The sequence below is a fragment of the Vibrio azureus genome (assembly GCF_002849855.1).
In the GTDB taxonomy this organism is placed as follows: Bacteria; Pseudomonadota; Gammaproteobacteria; order Enterobacterales; family Vibrionaceae; genus Vibrio; species Vibrio azureus.
This window is the reverse complement of the sequence record NZ_CP018616.1, coordinates 731,022-751,491: the sequence shown is the minus strand read 5'-3', so window position 1 is coordinate 751,491 and position 20,470 is coordinate 731,022. Positions and strand designations below refer to the sequence as shown.

Sequence of the window (20,470 nt, the reverse complement as noted above, 5' to 3'; positions counted from 1 at the left end):
CCCGGCCATAACAAAGTCACAGGGATTGAGATAAAACAGTAGAGAATCGCCATTTCTCTACTGTTTCTGACTCAAAGTTATACCCAAGTAACCTCAAGATACTTGGATATAAGCACTTGTGGAAATTAAAAGACCAACAAGTTTAAGGTTGGAGTGCCTGGCGGCTAAAGCTGGTGTGGTTGCACTTGATGCAAGGAATAATAACCGTAGGATGGTTGTAGGTGGTTTTATGGCCGCATTTATCACAAATTAACACACCAAGGCCAATCACTTCGCCCGCCTCATACAACCCCTGATGTTTGAGATCATCAAAAAATTCTACCCATTCAACCTGAGTTCTATCGGTAATTTCGAGCAAACCGTGCCATATCGAGTTGGTAATCGTATGGTAGAAAGAGCCCTTTTTGCTCTCTTCATAGCTATCAGCAAATTCTTTTAAATCGGCTTTTACATAGGCTGAAATGAGTGCAAGTTCATCTTTAGTCATATCATTTGCAGCTTCGACCACCTTGCCTGATGTCTCAAAAACTTTGTTCACTTCTTCAGGGCTGTGCTTCAAAGTTTCAATGACATTCTCCAAGACTTCCTCATAATCGGTTTTACGTTTTGGCATTACTGACCTCCATCTTTCCTACATCACCGTGACGAAAGAGTGTCTCGGTATCGATTGGCTATTGTTGTGCTCACTCGCTTTAGGTATTCTATGACGATCTATTTAAGTCTGTTCTAACCGAACTCACAAATTCCAAGATAAACGGATACCACCGATGCAAGAACAATACAATCCACAAGACATTGAACAAAGAGTTCAAAAGCACTGGGATGACAACAAGACCTTTGTTGTAAGTGAAGACCCAAATAAAGATAAATTCTACTGCCTATCGATGTTCCCATACCCAAGTGGTCGACTGCATATGGGTCACGTACGTAACTACACCATCGGTGACGTCGTATCTCGTTTCCAACGCCTGCAAGGCAAAAACGTCATGCAACCGATCGGCTGGGATGCGTTTGGCCTTCCAGCTGAAAATGCTGCGGTTAAAAACAATACCGCCCCTGCCCCTTGGACTTACGAAAACATCGAATACATGAAGAACCAACTTAAGCTTCTTGGCTTTGGTTACGATTGGAGCCGTGAATTCGCAACATGTACACCTGAGTACTACCGTTGGGAACAAGAGTTCTTCACTAAGCTTTACGAGAAAGGTCTGGTTTACAAGAAGACGTCTTCTGTTAACTGGTGTCCAAACGACCAAACTGTTCTTGCAAACGAGCAGGTTGAAGATGGCTGCTGCTGGCGTTGTGACACGCCTGTAGAGCAAAAAGAAATTCCTCAGTGGTTCATCAAGATCACAGAATACGCTCAAGAACTGCTTGACGATCTAGACAAGCTTGAAGGTTGGCCAGAAATGGTGAAAACCATGCAGCGCAACTGGATCGGTCGTTCTGAAGGTGTTGAACTGCGATTTGCCTTAAAAGACAGTGAAGTGAAAGGTCAACAAGACCTAGAAGTTTACACAACTCGTCCAGACACACTAATGGGTGTCACTTACGTTGGTATCGCAGCAGGTCACCCTCTCGCAGCTATCGCAGCCGAGAACAGCCCAGAACTTGCAGCATTCATCGAAGAGTGTAAGAACACCAAAGTAGCAGAAGCTGAGCTTGCGACAATGGAGAAGAAAGGTATGGCAACAGGCCTTACTGCAATTCACCCATTGAACGGCCGTGAAGTTCCTATTTACGTAGCAAACTTCGTGCTTATGGACTACGGTACAGGTGCGGTAATGGCGGTTCCTGCACACGACCAACGTGACTACGAGTTCGCAACGAAATATGGCCTAGACATTGTGCCTGTTATTAAACCTGCTGACGGTAGCGAACTTGACGTATCAGAAGCGGCATACACAGAGAAAGGTGTGCTGTTCGACTCTGGTGAGTTCGATGGTCTTGCTTTCCAAGAAGCATTCGACGCAATTGCTGCGAAGCTAGAAGCTGAAGGAAAAGGCACTAAGACAATTAACTTCCGTCTACGTGACTGGGGTGTATCTCGTCAACGTTACTGGGGCACACCAATCCCAATGGTGACCACTGAAGACGGTGAAGTTCACCCAGTGCCCGCTGACCAACTGCCTGTTATTCTTCCAGAAGACGTGGTCATGGATGGCGTGACGAGCCCAATCAAAGCAGACAAAGAATGGGCGAAGACCACTTTCAACGGTGAACCAGCTCTACGTGAGACGGATACATTCGATACGTTCATGGAATCTTCTTGGTACTACGCGCGTTACTGCTCACCACAAGCTGACGACATCTTAGATCCAGAAAAAGCAAACTACTGGCTACCAGTAGACCAGTACATCGGTGGTATCGAGCACGCTTGTATGCACCTACTGTACTCTCGCTTCTTCCACAAACTGCTCCGTGATGCAGGCTACGTCACGTCTGACGAACCGTTCAAGCAACTACTGTGTCAAGGTATGGTACTAGCGGACGCGTTCTACTTCGAGAACGAAAAAGGCGGTAAAGAGTGGGTTGCACCAACAGACGTTGCTGTTGAGCGTGATGGCAAAGGCCGCATCACTTCGGCGAAAGACAACGAAGGTCGTGACGTTAAGCACTCAGGCATGATCAAAATGTCTAAGTCGAAAAACAACGGTATTGACCCTCAAGAGATGGTCGACAAATACGGCGCAGACACAGTACGTCTCTTCATGATGTTCGCGTCTCCTGCAGACATGACATTGGAATGGCAAGAGTCTGGCGTAGAAGGGGCTAACCGCTTCCTAAAACGTGTTTGGAAACTCGTGAACGAGCACACAGCGAAAGGTGCTGTGGCAATATCCATGAAGAAACCTGATGCCGCTATTTTAGAAGATGGCTCTGTATTCCCTAATGACCTTAATTCTTCTCAAAAAGCTCTGCGTCGTGATGTTCACAAAACGATCGCAAAAGTGACTGACGATATCGCTCGTCGCCAAACCTTCAACACCGCAATCGCAGCGATCATGGAACTGATGAACAAGCTAGCGAAAGCACCTCAAGAATCGGCACAAGATCGCGCTATTCTTGATGAAGCATTAAAAGCTGTCGTTGCTATGCTTTACCCAATCACTCCGCACATCTCATACGAGCTATGGGCTGCGCTAGGTGAGGCAGACATCGATAACGCCGTATGGCCAACGTTTGACGAAAAAGCGCTGGTTGAAGACGAGAAGACTATCGTTGTTCAAGTAAACGGTAAACTACGTGCGAAGCTAACGGTTGCAGCAGACGCAAGCAAAGAACAAGTTGAAGAGCTTGGTCTAAACGATGAAAACGTTACTAAATTCACAGATGGCCTAACTGTCCGTAAAGTCATTTACGTACCAGGTAAACTGCTGAACATCGTAGCGAACTAATTAATACGAATACCAACCTGATTAAGCGCCTATGACGCTTATTCAGGTTGGTCTCATTAGGTGTTAACTTTTTACCTTAGTCCATTTAAGTCATGCTCTTTCGTGGCTTAAGGTAAATCGTTTTAAGGTAAATCCCCCATCAATTTAGGATGAAAACAATCAATGCGCTCTTTCTCTTTGTTTCAACGCTTCGTAATCTTGGCATTAGCTGGACTGCTCTCTGCCTGTGGCTTTCACCTTCGAGGGGATTATGATGTCCCAGAACAGCTCCATGAAATCTCCTTTTCAAGCTATGACCAATACAGTGCCTTAACACGCAATGTACTTGCACAACTTAAACTCAACAAAGTCACGCTTCTTCCAGCCTCAAGCAACATACCAAAACTGCATTTAACGAGCTCTAATATGAGTGAACGTACATTATCTCTTTACCCTAACAGCAGCGCGGCAGAAAAAGAGCTGACTTATATAGTGAAATATCAAGTCACATTACCCGGCTTAGGCGTGCAACACTTTACCACCACGGTAAGCCGCAATTACCTTGATAACCCTCTTGCTGCACTTGCAAAATCCGTAGAGCGTGAAGTCATTGAAGAGGAAATGCGCAAACAAGCGGCCCAACAAATGATGCGTCAATTAGGTCGTATTGGTGCTGATTATGAGCATGGTAAACTGATTTCTGACTCTCAACCTGCTGCACAATAATCATTATGCGAATTTTTGCAGATAAGCTGGCAGATCATCTCACCAAACACGTTAAGCAGGTTTACCTGATCTTTGGTAACGAGCCTCTACTCATTCAAGAAAGCCGTGAGGCGATTCAAGCCATGGCTCGCCAACAAGGTTTTGAAGAGAGACACCGTTTTGTCGTTGATGCCAGCTTAGATTGGAACCAAGTTCATGATTGTTTTCACGCTCTAAGCCTTTTCTCAAGCCGCCAGTTGATCGAGCTAGAATTACCCGAAAGTGGGGTCAATGCAACGGTGAGTAAAGAGCTAGTTTCCTTATATGAAATGCTACATGATGACATCATGTTAGTGCTCATTGGCAGTAAGCTGACCAAAGCACAAGAAAATGCGAAATGGTTCAAAACGCTGAGCAATAAAGGAGATTGGGTGAGTTGCCTTACACCGGATCTTCAGCGCTTACCCATGTTTGTTCAAGCACGTTGCAGAACATTAGGCTTAAAGGCTGATCAACAATCGTTACAAATGCTGGCACAATGGCATGAAGGCAACTTATTCGCTTTGTCACAGAGCTTAGAAAAGCTTGCTCTACTCTACCCTGATGGCGAGCTGACCGTTGTACGACTCGAAGAAGCCCTTAGTCGAAATAATCATTTCACCACTTTCCATTGGATCGATGCGCTGTTAGCAGGAAAGGCCAATCGAGCACAGCGTATTCTCCGCCAATTGGAAGCTGAAGGGGTTGAAAGTATTATTTTGATCCGCAGTATCCAAAAAGAGCTCAGTCAGTTGCTCAACATGCACCAAGATTTAACTCAAATGAGCATGAGTCAGCTATTTGAAAAGCACCGGGTATGGCAAAATAAGCGCCCTTTATATAACGCAGCTCTGACTCGCCTTTCCCAACAAAGAATCTACGCATTATTATCTCTGCTGACTCAAGCCGAAATTCAGGCCAAGACTCAGTATGAGCAATCAGTCTGGCCAACGATCCACCAATTAAGCCTAGAAAGCTGCTCACCTGAGATTAAGCTGGGCAGATAAAAGATAAAGCATGCTATAGTTCATGCCTCATTTTTACTAAACTCAATCAAGAAACTCATAGATTATACACATCGAGGAAAACCCGAGTGCTTCGCGAAGAACTAAAAGATTTTTTGGCTGATAAAGCCGATGACATGAAAGCTGAAAAAATTACTGTGCTGAATGTAGAAGGCAAGTCCAGCATCACCGATTATATGATCATTTGTACTGGTACTTCTAAACGCCACGTTTCATCTATTGCCGACCATGTGGCTTCTGAAGTCAAAAAAGCTGGGCTAGAACCGCTGGGTATGGAAGGCGAAAATGAAGGTGAATGGGTTGTGCTTGATATGGGTGATGCCATGCTACATGTGATGCAAGAAGAACACCGCTCTCTCTATCAACTAGAAAAACTCTGGGGTTAATTCCTTGAAGATTCAATTAATTGCTGTCGGAACAAAAATGCCTAAATGGGTCGAAGAAGGATTCCAAGAATACCGTCGTCGCTTCCCTCATGACATGCCACTGGAACTGATTGAAATAACAGCTGGAAAACGAGGAAAGAATGCTGACATTGCCCGTATTTTGCAAAAAGAAGGCGAGGCTATGTTAGCAGCGGTACCAAAAGGTAACCGCATCGTTACCCTAGATATTCCTGGTAAGAAGTGGGACACCCCGCAGCTTGCTGAACAGCTCGAATCTTGGAAACTAGACGCTAGGGATGTCTCCATCTTGATCGGTGGTCCTGAAGGGCTTGCCCCTGCTTGTAAAGCTGCAGCCGATCAAAGCTGGTCGCTCTCAGCTCTCACACTACCCCATCCACTGGTGCGTATTGTTATGGCAGAAAGTTTATACCGAGCGTGGAGCATTACCGCTAACCACCCTTACCACCGCGAGTAATCGCCATTTATCTGTAGAGATAAGCGTTCATGATTCGTAAACGCCGCAGTCAAATTCGAGATTACCAAGCCGAAGCACGCCTGTTTTCCAGACGTGCTATCGTTGCCTTTTTAGCGATTGTCATTGCATTAGGCCTATTGGTTGCCAATATGTACCACATTCAAATCAACCAATTTGATGACTACAAAACCCGATCAAATGACAACCGCATCAAAGTGGTTCCCATCGCTCCCAACCGTGGCCTGATATACGACCGTAATGGTGTGCTACTGGCAGAGAATCGCCCAGTTTTCAACTTAGAGCTGACTCCAGAGAAGGTTGAAGATATGGATGAAACCATTCAGGAACTGCAGGCGCTTCTTGATATTACTCCAGAGCAAATCGAACGTTTTCACCGTGAGCGTAAACGGACAAGACGTTTTAAATCGGTGCCCCTTCTAACTCAACTCAATGAAGATCAAGTTGCTACTTTCTCAGTAAACCAATACCGTTTTCCAGGAGCTGAAATCAACGCCACACTGAAACGCTATTATCCATACAGTGACGTTCTCACCCACGTTATTGGTTATGTGTCACGTATTAACGACCGAGATCTACAACGTTTAATTAGAGAAGACAAAGATGCCAACTATAAAGCCACCCGTGATATTGGCAAATTGGGCATTGAAAAATACTACGAAGATCTTTTACATGGCACCGCTGGTTATCAAGAAGTTGAAGTAAACAGCCGTGGGCGTGTCATCCGCGTACTCAAATATGTCCCTCCTGTTGCTGGAAAAGACATTGTTTTAAACCTCGATATCAAGTTGCAATTGTACCTGCATGAATTGCTCGATGGACGCCGTGGCAGTGCGGTAGTGCTGGACCCGAAAGATAATGGTGTGCTCGCCATGGTGTCTAGCCCAAGCTATGATCCCAACGCTTTTGTACACGGCATTTCAGGCAAAGCTTACAGTAAACTGCTGAATGATAAAAATCGCCCTCTCGTCAATCGAACCACATTAGGCATTTATCCACCCGCTTCGACCATTAAACCTTTTATGGCCGTCGCTGCTTTACAAGAAGGGGTTGTCACCCCAAACACAACCCGTAATGATCCAGGCTACTGGCGGATCCCAAACTCGGATACACGCCCATTCAGAGACTGGCTTCGTTGGGGACATGGTAAAGTCGACATCGTTAAATCTATCGAAGAGTCCGTCGATACTTTTTTCTACCAAATTGCCTATGATATGGGCATAGATCGCATTTCTAATTGGATGAAAATGTTCGGCTTTGGCGATTACACGGGCATTGATATTTATGAAGAAAGTATGGCCAACATGCCAACCCGAGACTGGAAAATGGCACGCCACAAAACACCTTGGTATAAAGGCGATACTATCCCGGTAGGTATTGGCCAAGGTTATTGGACTGCTACTCCGATGCAAATAGCTAAAGCGACATCGGTCTTGATCAATCAAGGCGCCGTCACCGCACCGCACTTACTTAAAGCCACCATCAACAATGGTGAGAAGTTTGAACAGCAAACGTCGTCTGAGTATGTCACCTATCCACCCATTGAAAATGTCCATGAGCAGTACTGGCAACTCGCTAAAGAAGGCATGCGCTTAGTAAACCATGGAACAAAAGGTACCGCACGACGAGCTTTCACTGATAGCCCTTACCAAACTGGAGGTAAATCGGGCACCGCACAAGTTTTTGGTTTAGGTGAAGATGAAGAGTACAAGGCAGACGAAGTCGCTGAGCATTTACGTGACCACGCTCTTTACACTGGCTTTGCCCCCTTCGATGATCCAGAACTGATTGTCACGGTCGTGCTTGAAAACGCGGGTGGCGGTTCCAGTAACGGCGCTCCCGTCGTGAGGAAGATTTTCGACCACGTTCTCCTTGGCGACCAATCAGATGCAGTCACAACAGAACCAAAAGATGAGCAACAAGAGGTAACACAAGAATGAAAATGGACCCATCAACGGGTAAAAACCGCTCGCTCTTTGAACGCTTTCATATTGATTTGCCACTTCTACTTGGCATCCTAGCTTTAATGGGGTTTGGTCTTGTCATCATGTACAGTGCAAGTGGCCAGAACCTTGCAATGATGGATAGACAGGCTGCACGTATGGGGCTATCACTTTTAGTCATGATTGTGCTGGCCCAACTGTCTCCAAGAAGCTATGAAGGTGTGGCTCCCTTGATGTTCATCGCTGGTATCGTCTTACTTCTTGGCGTTCTCTTTTTTGGAGAAGCCTCGAAAGGCGCACAGCGGTGGCTAAATTTAGGTTTTGTCCGATTCCAACCTTCAGAGCTGCTTAAGTTAGCCGTCCCTTTAATGGTAGCCAGATACATCGGCCGTCAACCTCTTCCGCCAACTTTTAGAACCTTAATTGTGGCACTTATCCTTGTCTGTTTGCCGACAATTCTTATTGCGAAGCAGCCTGATTTAGGTACTTCTATCCTGATCGCTGCCTCCGGTATCTTTGTTATTTTCTTAGCCGGCATCAGTTGGAAAATTATCATTGCAGCAGCGTTAGCATTGGGTGGCTTTATCCCAATCTTATGGTTCTTCTTAATGCGAGAATACCAAAAGGTTCGCGTTCGAACGTTATTTAATCCTGAGTCCGATCCTCTTGGAGCTGGCTACCATATTATTCAGAGTAAAATTGCGATTGGCTCTGGAGGAATATCTGGAAAAGGTTGGTTGCAAGGCACTCAATCACAGCTAGAATTTCTCCCAGAACGACACACTGATTTTATCTTTGCTGTGATTGCAGAAGAATGGGGAATGATTGGCTTTCTCGGGCTTCTGAGTATTTATTTATTCATTATTGGCCGAGGCCTTTACCTCGCAAGCCAAGCACAAACGGCGTTTGGCCGAATGATGGCAGGTAGTATTGTATTAAGCTTCTTTGTTTATATTTTTGTAAATATTGGTATGGTAAGTGGTATCCTACCCGTCGTTGGCGTTCCTTTACCGCTGATCAGCTACGGAGGTACCTCAATGGTTACTCTTATGGCAGGGTTTGGCATTCTCATGTCAATTCATACGCACCGCAAGGCATTCTCTAAGGCGACCTAGACCATGCAAAAACAATCATTATATTCATTAATTTTTTGTACGCTGATTTTAGCCGGGTGTTCGACACCTAATAAAAAAGAGCCACAAGGGCGATATGAACTTGAAAATGATGTCGCTCCAACAAACCCTCTATCTGTCGAGCATATTGAAGATGCGCATCCTCAATATGAACCTTATAGCCTAGGTGGAAATCGTGACTACCACCTCCGTGGCCAAGATTATAAAATCATCCAAGATGTGGCAGGGTTCAAACAAACTGGGCGAGCCTCTTGGTATGGCAAAAAGTTTCAGGGTCATCTCACCTCAAATGGTGAAATTTACGACATGTACTCCATGACAGCGGCTCACAAAACTCTTCCACTGCCAAGCTTCGTCAAAGTCACCAACACAGATAATGGCAAATCAACCATTGTCCGTGTTAACGACCGTGGCCCGTTTCATCCAGGACGCATCATTGATCTCAGCTATGCCGCCGCCTCTAAGATAGATGTAATCAAAACGGGCACTGCCAATGTCGAAATTGAAGTGATCACAGTTGAAAGGCCGACAGATGAAGCCGCGCTAGAAGCTCACCCTAAGTATGTAGTACAAGTTGCGTCTTCAACGGACAAAGAACGCACTCGAACTTTAGCGGAAAAAATTGGTCAACAATTATCAACAGATGCGTTCTTAGAAAGCACAAGTACAAAACATCGTTTAATGTTGGGGCCATTTAATGACTATTCTTTAACTCAATCAATATTGGACAAAGTCAAGTCACTTGGTTACTCAACAGCGTTTATAAAAAAACACAAACTTGACAAATAAACTAAGTATCGCGAGTATCTATTCAGCTTCCACTCTCTTATATCGCTTTGGATTCTGTTAAGATATCGCCAGTTAACCCAAAAAATTTAAATGACCATGACTAAAAATACTCTTTTGAGAGCGACTCTCATGACTTCGGTTGCCCTTTCTGCAACCTTCGCTCAACCTGCTCTTTCTTCACCAAGCGTTGTTCCAGATGCCCCTCAAATTGCGGCAAAAGGCTTCGTGTTAATGGATTACAACTCTGGTAAAGTCCTAGCTGAAAAAGAGATGAACACTAAGTTATCTCCAGCTAGCCTCACTAAAATGATGACCAGCTACGTCATCGGCCAAGAGCTTGCACGTGGCAATATTTCAGAAGATGATGACGTCACCATCAGTCAAAATGCTTGGGCAAAAAACTTCCCAGACTCTTCAAAAATGTTTATTGAAGTTGGCACAACGGTAAAAGTAAAAGATCTTAACCGTGGCATCATCATTCAGTCAGGTAACGATGCCTGTGTCGCTATGGCTGAACACATCGCGGGCTCTGAAGATGCATTTGTTGATTTGATGAATGCTTGGGCGAACACCATTGGCATGGAAAACACCCACTTTGCTAATGTTCATGGCCTAGATAACCCGAACCTTTACTCAACACCTTACGATATGGCGCTGCTTGGCAAAGCCTTAATTCGTGATGTGCCTGACGAGTATCGTATCTATTCCGATAAAAAGTTCACCTACAACGGCATTACCCAATACAACCGTAACGGTCTTCTTTGGGATAAAAGCATGAACGTTGACGGGATCAAAACCGGTCACACAAGCAATGCAGGCTATAGCCTAGTCAGCTCTGCTACCGAAGGAAAAATGCGTCTTGTTGCTGTCGTAATGGGAACAAAAGATGCGAATGCGCGTAAGTCAGAAAGTAAAAAGCTATTGAGCTATGGCTTCCGCTTCTTTGAAACGGTTGCGCCACATAAAGCCGGCGAAACCTTCGTAGAAGAAAAAATCTGGAAAGGTAACAAAGACACTGTAGCATTAGGTCTTGACCAAGATACTTTTGTCACCTTGCCACGAGGCGAAGCGAAGAACTTAGAGGCAAGCTTTATTCTTGAAAAAGAACTCGAAGCACCGATCAGTAAGGGTGATGTTGTTGGTAAGCTATACTATCAAGTAGACGGCAAAGATATTGCAGAGTACCCTCTTTTAGCTCTTGAAACGGTCGAAGAAGGCAGCTTGTTCAGCCGTATGTGGGATTACATCGTGTTGTTGTTTAAGAGCTTCTTTTAATATTTAGACTCGAACTCCAACTCATCCTACAAAAGCCGCCGATTCTGGGCGGCTTTTGAGTCTTGAGTTCACACTTATTTGGCGGTACTATGCCGGATTACATCATATTCTTACTGGAGTTAACGATATGCTAACCATCAACTCAGATGCAAAATTGAAAGACCTGCTTGAGTTTCCTTGTTCATTTACATACAAGGTCATGGGTCATGCTAAACCTGAACTTCCAGAGCTTGTTCTAGAAGTTATCCAGCGCCATGCTCCGGGCAACTACAGCCCAACAATCAAACCAAGCGCCAAAGGTAACTACCATTCACTATCCATTAACATCACAGCGACCTCTATTGAGCAAGTTGAGACACTTTACAAAGAGTTAGGTGAAATCGACATCGTTCGTATGGTTCTGTAATTTTTTGATAGGTTAAAATTTTTTTGAAAGCAGCTTCGGCTGCTTTCTTTTTATTTATCAGTAAGATAATTTAACCTATTTCACTTTTCCGTTAAAAATCTGTTGCTCAACTGTAGAGCATCAAGGACATCCGGTTTATAATCCAATCACTTTATTTATTAGTGACAGGAATTTCCATGCAACACCAACTTGTTGTTAAACGACTTGGACGCCAAGATTATGAGCCAGTATGGAAGGCGATGCATGAGTTTACTGATCAACGTACAGAAGACACTCTAGATGAAGTATGGTTAGTAGAACACAACCCCGTTTTTACTCAGGGTCAAGCAGGTAAAGCTGAACACCTTCTAAATACTGGGGATATTCCTGTTGTACAAAGTGATCGCGGTGGGCAAGTTACCTACCATGGTCCTGGCCAGTTGGTCGCATACTTTTTGATCAACCTGCGCCGTAAAAACTTCGGTGTGCGCGATCTCGTGACTCATATTGAGAACATCGTGATCAATACACTAAAAGCATATGATATCGACTCTGCAGCTCGTCCCGATGCACCAGGTGTTTATGTTGATGGCAAAAAAATATGCTCTCTTGGCCTACGTATTCGTAAAGGTTGCTCTTTTCATGGTCTTGCATTAAACGTCAATATGGATTTAGCGCCATTTCTGCGTATCAATCCTTGTGGCTATGAAGGCATGGAAATGGTGCAGATAAGCCAAGTCGGTGGACCTGACAACCTCCACCTCGTAGAAGAACAACTAATACAAGAACTCGTTACTTTGCTTGATTATAAGCAAGTAGAATTTAGCACAGAAGCACCTTCTCAAGGTAATAAAGCATGAGCAAACCAATCCAGATGGAAAAAGGCGTTAAATATCGTGACGCCGACAAGATGGCATTGATTCCAGTAAAGAACATGCCAACAGAGCAGAAAGAAGTGCTACGCAAGCCTGATTGGATGAAAATCAAGCTTCCTGCCGATAGCCAACGCATTCAAGATATTAAAGCGGCAATGCGTAAAAATAACCTTCACTCAGTCTGTGAAGAAGCGTCATGCCCTAACCTAGCGGAATGCTTTAACCACGGCACTGCCACTTTCATGATCTTAGGTGCTATCTGTACACGTCGTTGCCCTTTCTGTGACGTTGCCCATGGCCGACCACTGCCTGTTGAAGCCGAAGAGCCTAAAAAGCTGGCTAAAACAATTGCAGATATGAAACTCAAGTACGTGGTTATCACGTCAGTAGACCGAGATGACTTACGTGATGGCGGCGCTGAACACTTCGCCAATTGTAACCGAGAAATTCGCGAGCTGAATCCAAACATCAAGATTGAGACTCTGGTCCCTGACTTCCGTGGTCGTATGGATGTGGCGCTTGAACTCATGAAAGACAATCCACCAGATGTATTCAACCACAACCTAGAAACAGCACCTCGTCTGTATCGTAAGGCTCGCCCAGGTGCAAACTACAAGTGGTCACTGCAACTGCTACAAAAGTTCAAAGAACAGCATCCAAACGTTCCAACTAAGTCAGGTCTAATGATGGGGCTTGGTGAAACAAAAGAAGAAATTGTTGAAGTGCTGAAAGATCTTCGTGCTCATGGTGTGACAATGCTCACTCTAGGTCAGTACTTAGCACCAAGCCGTCACCACCTACCGGTAGAACGTTATGTACCACCTTCTGAGTTTGATGAACTCAAAGAAATTGCACTAGAGCTTGGCTTCACCCATGCAGCGTGTGGTCCATTCGTTCGCTCTTCATACCATGCCGACATGCAGGCTCAAGGTATCGAAATTAAATAAGCACTCGCTTGTTTTGATAAGGAAAGGTTGGCACAGTGCTAACCTTTCTTGTTTCCGTCGGACATAAAACACCATCATTCGGACAATAAGCCGGTTTCTCAGAACTAAAAATGCCTCATTCCGAAAAGCCTAAGCAATATATACCCAAGTAACCTCAAGATGCTGCGTTCAGCGAGATGACCTTAACTCTCAGGCGCGGCAACGATTCGAAGATATAGTGGCTCTACATTGAGAATCGTTAACAAAGTCTGAGAGTTAAGGCCGCTCGCCCTTTGGGAGCGTGTCACTGAGCCGACTTCTTGCGTCAGACAACCGTTCTTCTTACAAAAATGAGAAAGAGCCTGCTATTCCGCTTCGTTGTCTTCCTTGAATTCGACTCAGTGACCTCGCTCTGAATCAAACATCTTGAAGTCACTTGGGTATAAAGCAACAGTGACAACAAGAGATTCCCTATCCCGCTCGTTCCTCGCTTGTAGGGAATGACGAAGTTGGGCTCTTGAGTAAATTCAAAGTATCTTCAGAGTCTAATAACCTCTTTCGTTTTCCACTCAAATTCTCCCAAGCCTCCACATGATAACCTATTTCTCAGAAACCAAAGTGCGTCATTCCAAAGAGCTTAAGCGATATCAGAAATCTCATTTCAGCGCGCTATTAGTAATAGCATTAACAATAGGTTCCTCATTCTAGAAAAACAAAAAGGTCCTCAAGTGAGGACCTTTCTTCAATCAAATTATCAGACTGAATCGCAGAAATAAAACGAGTCAGCCTGTTGCAAGCAAGCGAATTTACACAGAGAACTAGGCGTAAACTGGCAGACGCTTACAGATTTCTAGTACTTTCTGCTTAGTCGCTTCGATCACTTCCTCATTGCCGAGGTTATCTAGCACATCACACATCCAGTTAGCTAAGTCTTTTGAATCTTCCTCGGTAAAACCACGACGAGTGATCGCAGGGGTACCGATACGGATACCAGACGTCACAAATGGACTGCGTGGATCGTTAGGAACAGAGTTCTTGTTGACTGTGATATTTGCTGCACCAAGAGCTGCATCCGCGTCTTTACCCGTAATATCTTTGTCGATTAGGTCAACAAGGAATAAGTGGTTTTCAGTACCGTTAGACACCACCTTGTAACCACGCTCTTGGAATTGACCTACCATTGCTTTGGCATTTTTTACAACGCGAGCTTGGTAAGCTTTGAATTCAGGTTCCATTGCTTCTTTGAACGCAACCGCTTTACCAGCGATAACGTGCATTAGAGGACCGCCTTGACCACCAGGGAATACTGCTGAGTTCAACTTCTTGTACATATCTTCACCTGCATTAGACAGGATCAGACCACCACGAGGGCCTGCTAGCGTTTTATGTGTTGTTGTTGTGACAACATGTGCATGCGGTACTGGTGTTGGGTACTCTCCCGCTGCGATCAAACCAGCAACGTGAGCCATATCGACGAATAAGTAAGCGCCAACTTTATCCGCGATTTCACGCATTTTTTTCCAGTCTACGATTTGCGAGTATGCTGAAAAACCACCGATGATCATCTTAGGTTTGTGTTCAAGAGCAAGTTGCTCCATCTCGTCGTAGTTAATTTGGCCCGCTTCATCGATACCGTAAGGAATGATGTTGTAATGTTTACCAGAAAAGTTAACTGGAGAACCGTGCGTTAGGTGACCACCATGTGCAAGGCTCATACCGAGAACCGTATCACCTGGATTCAATAGCGCCATGTAAACTGCACTGTTAGCTTGTGAACCTGAGTGAGGTTGAACGTTAGCATATTCACAACCAAATAGTTGGCATGCACGATCAATAGCCAGTGATTCCGCTTTATCTACATACTCACAACCACCATAGTAACGCTTACCTGGGTAACCCTCTGCGTATTTATTCGTTAGCTGAGAGCCTTGTGCTTCCATCACACGTGGGCTTGTGTAGTTTTCAGAGGCGATGAGCTCAATATGTTCTTCTTGACGAAGAGTCTCTTCCTGAATGGCTGCGAACAGTTCCGCATCGTAATCTGCAATGTTCATATCACGCTTAAGCATCTGTATCTCCTGACTCAGATTAATACTGAAAGTTACAAAAAAACCAAATAACGACCAACGCAAACGTTTTCGTCACTCTAATGGCGCGCATTCTACATAATTTGATCTTGGTCATAAAGAGAAATTTACTATTTTCTCATGCAGTTTTTTCATTGCGCCATTTAAAATAAATCATCACCAAAGACTGGTCGCGAGTAAAAACGATTGTGTCAATTATTTGCTTTACACTGTGTAAAGCTAAAATTACAGCGATATGCTGTAAATTCTACCCTTTTACTACCGAAAAGATCATCTTTTTACTACTATGCCCGCCCGATTTATTACCGACCCTGATAGAAAATACATGGAAATACATTCACGCAAAGAAGACTGGATAGCAATTTTAACCGGCACTTTTTTAGTTGCTCAAGGTGTCTTTTTTCTCCAGTCTGCAGATCTTCTCACTGGTGGAACAACTGGATTGGCTTTGCTTATCAGCCAATTTACCCCTTTTAGCTTTGGTTTGCTGTACTTTTTGGTCAATTGCCCTTTTTACCTACTTGCGTGGAAAAGGTTTGGTCGTCGTTTTGCGTTCAACAGTGCGATATCAGGGGCATTAGTATCGGTAATGACTGATCATTTCTCGTTACTGATCTCCTTAGAGTCAATTAATAATGTCTACTGTGCGTTAGCGGGTGGCTTATTAATGGGATTGGGGATGTTGATTCTATTTCGTCACCGCTCAAGTTTGGGCGGCTTCAATGTGTTATGCCTTTTCATTCAAGACAAGTTCGGAATCTCTGTTGGCAAAACTCAGATGACTATCGATGCCTGTATTTTGTTTGCTTCTTGCTTCTTCGTGACACCTGAAGCGATTGCATTATCAATTTTAGGTGCCTTGGCCCTCAACCTTGTTCTGGCCATGAACCATAAGCCTAACCGCTATTCGGTTACTTATGGCGTATGAGTTAAGCAAGTAACAAGCGTTCAGTTCAGCTTAAAGCTAACTATACCCAAGTGACCTCAGGATGCTTGAGTCAGAGACACTTATGCCCAGCCAATTCAAGGTGCTGGGTATAGTGTCTCAAAAATATCATTGAGCGAGATAGTTCGGCACGTCCGCGATACTGTCCAGCACCACACTGGCAAGCTGTTCACCTTGAGAGGTAATTGGCTTACCCGTGCGTACCAAGATTTTAGTACCCACTCCCGCGGCCTCAGCAGCCATCATATCTTCGGCTTTATCACCAATCATCACTGATTTAGCCATATCAATTTTCAAGAAATCACGGGCAGTGATAAACATTCCAGGCTTTGGCTTACGGCAATCGCAATCTTGCTTGTATTCACCAATGCCATGTTCGGGATGATGTGGGCAGTAATAAATCCCATCAAGCTCTACGCCGTTGTCTACAAAGTTCCAGTCCATCCATTGAGTCAAAGATAAAAAACGCTCTTCACTGAACTTGCCACGAGCGATACCAGACTGGTTAGTCACTAGAACAAGTAAATACCCAAGATCTTTCAACGCTTTTGCCGCTTCAAACACGCCTTCGATATACTCAAAATCATGTTCATCATGTACATAACCGTGATCGACATTGATCACCCCATCACGATCGATAAAAACAGCAGGTTTTGCCAAAATGTATTCTCTATTAGCTCGGTTTGAATAGATTATTACATACCTTATTCACTTCAGCACGATCTGATTATATCCAAGTGACTCCATATACTTAATTCAGAATGATGTTACGAGTCGAATTCAGAGAAGCAACGAAGCGTCATAGCGGACTCCTTCTTAACTTTTACAAGGAGAAAGTTGTCTGAGAGGGCTTGGTCAACGATTCAAGGTTTTGAGGGGATAAGGATGTTGAATAAAGGCCAGTTTGATTTTTGGTTACGTCGTGATGAGCCTAAGTTGAGAGTGCAGGAGAGCCGCCATTTAAGTTATGACATTATGAACACTGCCATTTAAGTGATGACAACTGTGTTTTTCAAGCCGTTTAAGACTATGATCTAGAAGTATATCCTAATGACATAGGTCGAAATCTACTAATCATGTTTGCAATGATTAAAAGGTCGGCGTGTCAAATCAGAGAAAAATGGTTCTATAATTAATATAAAGAAAAATTGCTTTTATTTTAATAAATGTACCTTTAAATAATATAATTATTTTTATATTTAAAAGTTAATTAATGTTATATTTTAATATATAGTAGAGCAGTTTAAATACATTTCTATTTCTAATAAAATAATAGGATTTTAACCCTATTAAAGAACAACTAAAAATAATCCATAAGGAAATAAATATGCGTTACTTACTTGTGACTTGTGTTCTTATTTTTTCCTACGCTGCTAAACAATGGTGAAAATTACGGCTTTAGAGTTACTATAAAAGGAAATAAGCCTCTTTGTGGAAATGAAAATACTTGGGCCTATTTAAATGAATCTGACTCGAATTACGAAACGTATGCAAGTGTACTATTTGCTGCAAGGTTCGCAGACAAACCCGTTACGATTTACAGTAATCGGGAGACTGAGAGCGGTAAAAACTACCTTCTTTCCACCGTCTTCATCATCTAAAAAATAATTTTAAGGTAATAACATTGAAAAAAATGAAATACATGGCCATTGGATTAGTGCTAATCGCAAGCTCGGTATTTGCCAATCCACTCGATAACCTTAACTGGGAATATGAAGGTACATATGACGTACCAAATCAAGACGCAACGATCCTAGTTAAGACTGGGCAGTCTTTGGTTAGAGGTGATGACGCAGCAATTTTAGAAGAAGAAATTAATGGAGTTCCTAGCTCTCCAAATGCAGTTCTTTTTAACCAAGATTTAAGCAGGTTTATTATAACAGAAAGCAGACCTGGCTTTATAAAAATGGATGATTGGGAAGAAAGTATTGATAGCAATGATTTACTTCAAGAGCTTATCGATAGTACAGAGGATGATAATAAGCATAGGAAAGGTGCGCTTCTCTTTATTGATGGATGGGCAGAGAAACCAACATTAAACAAGAAAGAAGCAACGATGTATTATGCTATAAGGGCGCACACTAGTGAGAATGAGAAAATAGTTAATGCAAGAGCATTGAAATTATCTAGAGAAGGTTATAGTCAAATCACTTGGGTAGGATCTCAAGAGCAATTTATATCAGCGGAAGATAATTTAGCGCCGATTCTAGAACAGCTAGAGTATGAAAAAGGCCATACCTATAAAGACTTTGTTCCAGAGACTGATACGGTTGCAGCCTTTGGAGCTGGTGCTTTGATGTACAAATTGATCACAGGAAAGGTTGCAGGCAAAGGTGGATTAGCTATTGGAGCTCTCTTACTCGCTTTCGGAAAAAAACTATGGTTTCTTATATTCCTGCCTGTGGTTTGGTTAAAAAATAAACTATTCAAAAAAGACAAATAGCAGTGAGGTTAATTACTGGGGCTACTGTACTATTTAGTCCAGATATCCTCGCGGTAGTGTCATCTTAGGGATATGGGGTTAATGTAAAATCGAAAACATCCCTCTGATGTGTCCATTTGGTCACCTTATTTCAAATCTATTAAAGATTTAATTTAGAATGGCGGGTTGTGAACTTTTTACAACAAGCACGTATATTTAATTAAATAAAGGAAAAGAGATTTATGTATAAATTATGCTTTATTGCACTATTAACAATTATTTCAGGCTGTAGTAGTCAGGTATACCGCCAAGCAGGCAGCGATAAAATTTCTGTACCATTCCCTAAAGATAAGGCAATTGTTTTGATTGATGCAAAAGCAGAGGCTCATAGGTTATTTGGTGATACCAGTGGAACTATGTTAGTGGCTTTTAACCAGATTGATGGTAATAAAAGCCACCGTGAACTTGTTTTAAGTTCTGAGTGGGAGTTTGCAACATACCCCGGAGCTATCATTCCAGGTATTAGCGGTGAAGAACCACACGACCTTCATGCCTACCTTCTTAAACCAGGAAGATATGTTGTCGTACGTTGTGTATACGAAGAACCAGAGGCAGAGTATTGTCCAGCAGGATATTGGACGAATAATGGCAAACAAGTCGGCGTAGCTTATTTTGAAGTTAATGCAGGAGAGGTTATCAATACTGGACAACTTAAGGTTGTTCGTACTGTAAAGCCTTTTGGAGGTTCAACATATAATGTAAACGTCATTAATAATCAGTATGATGCCAAAAAATATATAAGTAACAATTGGCCTAGCTTAGCTGATAAATTGAAATATAAACCTCTAAAATTTGCATATTAAATGCGATTGTTGTGGAATTGAATTGGGCTTGTTGCAACAAGCCCATCAAAACTGTTGGGGGTGGGAGTGGACTATTCGGTGGGATTAACAATAAACCTGATAATTTGATTTTGGGGCCTGTTAACTCAAATGTAATTAATAGATTCAGATGATAGTGAGGATATGGATAGTATAATTGGTTTATTTTTACTTTTGGTTGCTGATGTTGTGAATAGTATTGGCCTTTTTGGTTCTATAGTATTCATTGCTCTTGCTCCAATATATGTATATATTTTTCTTATATATAATGAAGTAATTGTCTTTAAGGAGAAATTATCTAAAATAATTCTGTTAATTGTGGTGGTTTTATCATTAGTTGGGATTTCAATTTTTTGGGCAGTTGCTGCCGTCTTAGGGATGTGGGGTTAATGTAAAAGCGGAAACACCCCTCTGAGGGGGCTTGTTGCAAAAATTGAAGATGTTTTTGAAGTGCCTAATTGAGCACCTCTTTTTATGCGTAAATTCCAAAGATATTGAAGGCGATTGTTGTGAAATTGAATTTGGATACGAAGACCGAACTTTTAATAGTGCCAATAATTACAGGAAAAAATGGCTAGAAAAAGGAAGCCCTTGGTTTTATTCGAAGGAGAAGCCTGAGAACTGGAACTTACAAGATCAACTCCAAAACGTACCAGACAATTTTTGCAAAAAGCCCTGTCGGTGGCGATATGGGAAGAAGTGCCACTTGGGTATCTTCAATTTTCAACTGAAGGTATCAAAACTTATGGATCCGATTGTTCACGATGGGTGTGTGATTAAATG

General features: G+C 43.0%; 19 protein-coding genes and 1 pseudogene. 17 read left to right on the top strand and 3 right to left on the bottom strand.

All coding sequences use genetic code 11. From position 1 onward, the window contains the following. Positions 1–142 precede the first annotated feature (142 nt). Positions 143–613, bottom strand: coding sequence for a zinc ribbon-containing protein (locus BS333_RS03580; RefSeq protein WP_021711094.1), 471 nt, complete (start codon positions 611–613; stop codon positions 143–145). Positions 614–767: 154 nt separating this feature from the next. Here BS333_RS03580 and leuS point away from each other — a divergent pair, with 154 nt between their 5' ends. From leuS to lipA, 12 genes are all read left to right on the top strand, one after another. Continuing rightward, positions 768–3,398 (top strand): leucine--tRNA ligase, encoded by a 2,631-nt coding sequence (gene leuS / locus BS333_RS03575; protein ID WP_021711095.1) that lies wholly within the window; start codon positions 768–770, stop codon positions 3,396–3,398. A gap of 162 nt (positions 3,399–3,560) precedes the next feature. Continuing rightward, on the top strand, positions 3,561–4,103 hold the full coding sequence (locus BS333_RS03570; RefSeq protein ID WP_021711096.1) for an LPS-assembly lipoprotein LptE: 543 nt from the start codon (positions 3,561–3,563) through the stop codon (positions 4,101–4,103). Positions 4,104–4,108: 5 nt separating this feature from the next. Continuing rightward, complete coding sequence (holA, locus tag BS333_RS03565; protein ID WP_021711097.1) at positions 4,109–5,128, top strand: DNA polymerase III subunit delta; 1,020 nt, start codon at positions 4,109–4,111, stop codon at positions 5,126–5,128. An 86-nt stretch (positions 5,129–5,214) separates the two neighbouring features. Continuing rightward, positions 5,215–5,532, top strand: coding sequence for a ribosome silencing factor (gene rsfS, locus BS333_RS03560; protein WP_021711098.1), 318 nt, complete (start codon positions 5,215–5,217; stop codon positions 5,530–5,532). A gap of 4 nt (positions 5,533–5,536) precedes the next feature. Beyond that, complete coding sequence (rlmH, locus tag BS333_RS03555) at positions 5,537–6,007, top strand: 23S rRNA (pseudouridine(1915)-N(3))-methyltransferase RlmH (protein WP_021711099.1); 471 nt, start codon at positions 5,537–5,539, stop codon at positions 6,005–6,007. Between the two features lie 29 nt (positions 6,008–6,036). Further along, positions 6,037–7,965 carry a penicillin-binding protein 2 gene (gene mrdA, locus BS333_RS03550; RefSeq protein ID WP_021711100.1) on the top strand — a complete coding sequence of 643 codons (1,929 nt, stop codon included), beginning with the start codon at positions 6,037–6,039 and terminating at the stop codon, positions 7,963–7,965. Further along, the gene (gene rodA / locus BS333_RS03545; protein WP_021711101.1) at positions 7,962–9,083 is read left to right on the top strand and encodes a rod shape-determining protein RodA; all 1,122 of its coding nucleotides are present in this window, start codon (positions 7,962–7,964) and stop codon (positions 9,081–9,083) included. Before mrdA ends, rodA begins: the two co-directional genes overlap by 4 nt. 3 nt (positions 9,084–9,086) lie before the next feature. Then, a complete protein-coding gene (locus BS333_RS03540; protein WP_021711102.1) occupies positions 9,087–9,890 on the top strand; it encodes a septal ring lytic transglycosylase RlpA family protein in 804 nt (267 codons plus the stop codon). Between the two features lie 96 nt (positions 9,891–9,986). Further along, entirely contained in the window at positions 9,987–11,165 is a 1,179-nt protein-coding gene (locus tag BS333_RS03535) for a serine hydrolase (protein ID WP_033004283.1), read from the top strand. A 127-nt stretch (positions 11,166–11,292) separates the two neighbouring features. After that, positions 11,293–11,571 carry a DUF493 family protein YbeD gene (gene ybeD, locus BS333_RS03530; RefSeq protein ID WP_021711104.1) on the top strand — a complete coding sequence of 93 codons (279 nt, stop codon included), beginning with the start codon at positions 11,293–11,295 and terminating at the stop codon, positions 11,569–11,571. A gap of 176 nt (positions 11,572–11,747) precedes the next feature. After that, positions 11,748–12,410 carry a lipoyl(octanoyl) transferase LipB gene (lipB, locus tag BS333_RS03525; protein ID WP_021711105.1) on the top strand — a complete coding sequence of 221 codons (663 nt, stop codon included), beginning with the start codon at positions 11,748–11,750 and terminating at the stop codon, positions 12,408–12,410. Beyond that, complete coding sequence (gene lipA / locus BS333_RS03520; protein ID WP_033004278.1) at positions 12,407–13,372, top strand: lipoyl synthase; 966 nt, start codon at positions 12,407–12,409, stop codon at positions 13,370–13,372. The genes lipB and lipA overlap by 4 nt, the downstream gene beginning before the upstream one ends. 797 nt (positions 13,373–14,169) lie before the next feature. Here the strand turns inward: lipA and glyA are convergent. Beyond that, complete coding sequence (glyA, locus tag BS333_RS03515) at positions 14,170–15,420, bottom strand: serine hydroxymethyltransferase (protein ID WP_021711782.1); 1,251 nt, start codon at positions 15,418–15,420, stop codon at positions 14,170–14,172. A gap of 343 nt (positions 15,421–15,763) precedes the next feature. On the opposite strand from glyA, the gene BS333_RS03510 reads away from it, so the two are divergent. Continuing rightward, complete coding sequence (locus BS333_RS03510; RefSeq protein ID WP_033004524.1) at positions 15,764–16,366, top strand: YitT family protein; 603 nt, start codon at positions 15,764–15,766, stop codon at positions 16,364–16,366. A gap of 126 nt (positions 16,367–16,492) precedes the next feature. Here BS333_RS03510 and gmhB read toward each other — a convergent pair whose 3' ends face one another. Beyond that, positions 16,493–17,044 carry a D-glycero-beta-D-manno-heptose 1,7-bisphosphate 7-phosphatase gene (gene gmhB, locus BS333_RS03505; RefSeq protein ID WP_021711784.1) on the bottom strand — a complete coding sequence of 184 codons (552 nt, stop codon included), beginning with the start codon at positions 17,042–17,044 and terminating at the stop codon, positions 16,493–16,495. Positions 17,045–17,218: 174 nt separating this feature from the next. Between gmhB and BS333_RS03500 the strand changes: the two are divergent. The 4 genes and pseudogenes from BS333_RS03500 to BS333_RS03480 all read left to right on the top strand — a co-directional run. Further along, positions 17,219–17,377: pseudogene (locus tag BS333_RS03500) on the top strand (IS6 family transposase); the annotation flags it as partial. A 640-nt stretch (positions 17,378–18,017) separates the two neighbouring features. Further along, entirely contained in the window at positions 18,018–18,827 is an 810-nt protein-coding gene (locus tag BS333_RS03490; RefSeq protein ID WP_033004531.1) for a DUF2167 domain-containing protein, read from the top strand. 221 nt (positions 18,828–19,048) lie between these two features. Then, a complete protein-coding gene (locus tag BS333_RS03485) occupies positions 19,049–19,669 on the top strand; it encodes a hypothetical protein (protein WP_021711786.1) in 621 nt (206 codons plus the stop codon). Positions 19,670–19,831: 162 nt separating this feature from the next. Beyond that, on the top strand, positions 19,832–20,077 hold the full coding sequence (locus tag BS333_RS03480; RefSeq protein ID WP_021711787.1) for a hypothetical protein: 246 nt from the start codon (positions 19,832–19,834) through the stop codon (positions 20,075–20,077). Positions 20,078–20,470 lie beyond the last annotated feature (393 nt).